Origin of the sequence: uncultured Abiotrophia sp. (genome assembly GCF_938010525.1) — a bacterium.
Taxonomy (GTDB): domain Bacteria; phylum Bacillota; class Bacilli; order Lactobacillales; family Aerococcaceae; genus Abiotrophia.
The window spans coordinates 1-3,258 of sequence record NZ_CALLVK010000016.1 but is presented as its reverse complement, the minus strand read 5'-3'; the positions used below and the strand labels follow the sequence as shown (position 1 = coordinate 3,258).

The 3,258-nt window shown below is 40.9% G+C and carries 4 protein-coding genes and 1 pseudogene; 3 read left to right on the top strand and 2 right to left on the bottom strand.

The annotated features are described in order from the left end of the window. The first annotated feature begins 140 nt into the window (after positions 1-140). Entirely contained in the window at positions 141-425 is a 285-nt protein-coding gene (locus Q0339_RS03110) for a type II toxin-antitoxin system RelB/DinJ family antitoxin (RefSeq protein WP_298077336.1), read from the top strand. Positions 426-635: 210 nt separating this feature from the next. Further along, positions 636-1,262, top strand: a complete 627-nt coding sequence (locus tag Q0339_RS03105; protein WP_298077335.1) for a hypothetical protein — start codon at positions 636-638, stop codon at positions 1,260-1,262. A 435-nt stretch (positions 1,263-1,697) separates the two neighbouring features. Here the strand turns inward: Q0339_RS03105 and Q0339_RS03100 are convergent, their stop codons facing one another. Together Q0339_RS03100 and Q0339_RS03095 are read right to left on the bottom strand one after the other, a co-directional pair. Beyond that, a complete protein-coding gene (locus Q0339_RS03100; RefSeq protein ID WP_298077334.1) occupies positions 1,698-1,835 on the bottom strand; it encodes a hypothetical protein in 138 nt (45 codons plus the stop codon). A gap of 7 nt (positions 1,836-1,842) precedes the next feature. Continuing rightward, on the bottom strand, positions 1,843-2,427 hold the full coding sequence (locus Q0339_RS03095) for a recombinase family protein (RefSeq protein WP_298077333.1): 585 nt from the start codon (positions 2,425-2,427) through the stop codon (positions 1,843-1,845). A gap of 584 nt (positions 2,428-3,011) precedes the next feature. Between Q0339_RS03095 and Q0339_RS03090 the strand changes: the two are divergent. Further along, positions 3,012-3,258 (top strand): annotated as a pseudogene (locus Q0339_RS03090) (ECF transporter S component); the annotation flags it as partial.

The window sequence follows — 3,258 nt, the reverse complement described above, 5'->3', positions numbered from 1 at the left end:
AAGCAGCTTGCTCCCGGCTTTCTGACTGTATGGTTGTCTTTAATGTAAGAATCTTTGCTCGTTCTGTAAAGAGTTTAACCTAGTTAAATACGGTTGGATTTGTACGCCAGATAACGTACAATATTACTGAGGTGATGAGAATGGCAAGAATTGAAGCTCGAATTGACGGAACTATTAAAAGTAAAGCCAAAGACGTATTGGCTAATCATGGTCTAACAATTTCTGATTTTATGCGCATGACATTAACAACGGTTGCTCATGATGGTTTACCTAAATATTATTCAATCCCTAATCGGCAGTTAAAAAATTCGATTCAAGAAGTTATTGATGATCTATCTGGAAAAGAAAAGCTATCCGAAGCCCGTAACCTTAAAGAATTAGATCAATTGCTTAGCTCCGATGACGCATTGGAGTCTTCAAAATAAACGGCAAGAGTAATTAAATATACCAAAGCTTTTAAAAAACAGTTCAAAAAGCGGCGACAAGACCCCAAGTGGCGTTCAATATTTAAAAGTTCACTACCTCAAGAACTTGATGATCAAAAGCGGAGTCCTTGGAAATATATTATTCAGTGTTTAATTGAAGATAAAACCATCCCAGATTATTTTTATCCTCATACTTTAGAAGGTGTTACAATGAAAAAGCAAGAAACGACAAGAAAGAAAAAGAGGTTTGATATGAAAAGGTCTTTCAGGCGGATTTCCGCTGTCATAGCAACGATGGCTTTCACGACAGGTCTGGCCGCCTGCGGTTCCTCCCAGTCGACTGCCCCATCGGCGAACAAAGCCACTTCCTCCGTCACTGCCCCCCAGGGCTGGAAGAAGTTCACGTCCAAGGATCTGGGCTATTCCGTCTATTTCCCGGGCGTTCCGGAGAAGGACACCTATAAGGATCCCACCGGCGCTTATGCCCGCTATTCGACGGTCAATGACAAGGATCACATCAACTACGCTGTGTCCGTCACCAAATTCACCCGGAAGCAAGTCGAGGACTCCAAGGGGTTCAATGACGCGCAGAAACGTAAGGTCTTGACCAATGTCGCTCGTCTTCTGCAGATTGACAAGTATTCCTTCACCACCGTGGACGGGCATATGGCCATTTCCTACACCGGTCACGATAGCGAGGACCCCTCGGTGATCATGCGTCGAGAGGTCGTTTACTCGTCCGCTGGCCTCTATGGCCTCGAATCCTTTGGAACTTCCAGCTCGGAATACAAGCAGTTCGTCGATACCTTCCGGCTTTCCGAAGATACGCAAGAATGAAAGGATGGCTTCCATGATTTTGGCCACTGGCTCTACCTACTCCCAGGGGACATCCACCAGATCATAATGATGAACGACTACATGCCCACGAAGGTCAACGACCTTTACAAGGCCTTGCTTTCCCTGGGATAGGCCCAATCCGGCCTTCTACTTTCACCCGCCGTCTTCGTCGCGCCGAGTGGATTTTTGTTTTCATTTCTAATCTCTGCTAGAAGGAGACGTAGTAAAAAGCGAGAGCGTGTATCGAAATCCTTGGATTTCAATACACGCTCTCTTTAGATTTAGGGGCCAAGAAAGCTCGTTGCAGTAGACCAGACTTTATAATTGACGCATAGGTTATATTCGAGAGAAAGAAATTAACACCAAATGAAATAGTAGGATGTTGATTTATCGGCAGGTCCTTACTTCGAATTAAGTCATCAATTAGCAAAACCGCTATTCCTGAAAAACTATGGTAAGAAGCACAGTTGTTTGCATTCCGATTAATAAATGATACCACTCTAACATGATTCCCATCATTTTCTCAAAATAGTTTTGCTGCTCATAAAAAACGGTTTTTAATTTATCTGACATATAAGTCTCATCTTTTTATATTAAACTTTTTGCGATATCTGATAAAGGTCGTCCGTTTAATCCCGGTATTTCGAGTCACATCAATGTCACTCATGCCTGCCTGGTAAAGCTTAAAAGCATGTTGCAAGCGGGGATCGTCTTGGGTGTATTGGGGTTTGCGCCCATGATATTTACCCTGCTGCTTAGCTAAGGCAATCCCTTGTTGCTGACGTTCGATGATCCGCTTACGTTCGCTTTCCGCCTGATACTTATACAGTTCAATGATGAGGTTAGTCATCAGTTGACGTAAATTTGGGTCAGCAATCCCTGTCATGGACGGCAAATTTAACACATCTAGGGTGGCCCCCTTATTTTGAATGGTATTCATGATCTTAGTTAAATCCTGGTTGTTTCTGCCTAAGCGATCTAATTCAGTGACCAGGACGATATCACCCTCACGAATATAGGCCAGCATTTTTTGCAGTTCTGGCCGATTAGTGTTAGCCCCACTTAATTTATCCGTAAATAATTTATCAACGTCTTTTAAAGCCGCTAACTGTCGATCTAAATGTTGCTCCTTGGAACTCACACGTGCATAACCGATTTTAGCCATTTTTAATTCTCCTTTTGGACAGTTCTAATGAACATTTGTAATTCCTAGTATAGCACAGAAATAAAAAAGGCCAATAGGGTACACCCTATTGGCCTTACTTATAAGAGAATTGCTATACAAATTTGTTCAATTTTCTTTCATGAAAAATTAGTAAAAATATACCCCAAGAGCTTATATATCTCCCAATCTTAAATTATTAATATCTTGAGATTTGTGTACTTTAACATACTTTCTTAAGTCATGAATAGGGATAAACAGTTCATTTGTATCCATAGGATCATCTAAAGTCAATCCCATTCCTGTTTTTGGAATATTAGATTGAAAGGCTTATATGGCCGGGACCTGCTTCTCTTTGCACGTTTAGACTCGGTAGCCAGCTTACTCCAAAATATTCCGTATTAAACAAAACATAAGCTTCAAGAAGAAAAAAGACCAAGTCATAACCGCAAAAACTATTAAAGTCGACTTGACTTTTATCAAAACAGTCGTACAATGTTTTTAATTAGATTAAAGGTATAAATTACTTTTATTTAAAAGTGATTTATACCTTTATTTAAAATAATTAAGCAAATGAGGTGCGGATTTTGGGAGTCCAAAATATTAAGCGTTCAAGTATCTGGAAGATTCGGTTGTCAACAGCAACGATAACGTTGATTCCTGCAGCAGTCGGAATTAATTATGTTGCCAAGGCGTTTGCTGAAGGATTAAAATTACCGGTTTGGTTAGGAACGTTGGGAACTTTTCTGGCAAGTATGTTAGCTGGCCCGGTGGCTGGTGCAATTAGTGGCTTTATTAATAACGTCATTTATGGATTGACGCTATCACCGGTTT

Bases quoted from the DNA above. Each gene is read 5' to 3' on its own strand.
- Q0339_RS03105 (WP_298077335.1), top strand. From the start codon at position 636: ATGAAAAAGCAAGAAACGACAAGAAAGAAAAAGAGGTTTGATATGAAA.
- Q0339_RS03110 (WP_298077336.1), top strand. From the start codon at position 141: ATGGCAAGAATTGAAGCTCGAATTGACGGAACTATTAAAAGTAAAGCC.
- Q0339_RS03100 (WP_298077334.1), bottom strand. From the start codon at position 1,835: ATGTCAGATAAATTAAAAACCGTTTTTTATGAGCAGCAAAACTATTTT.
- Q0339_RS03095 (WP_298077333.1), bottom strand. From the start codon at position 2,427: ATGGCTAAAATCGGTTATGCACGTGTGAGTTCCAAGGAGCAACATTTA.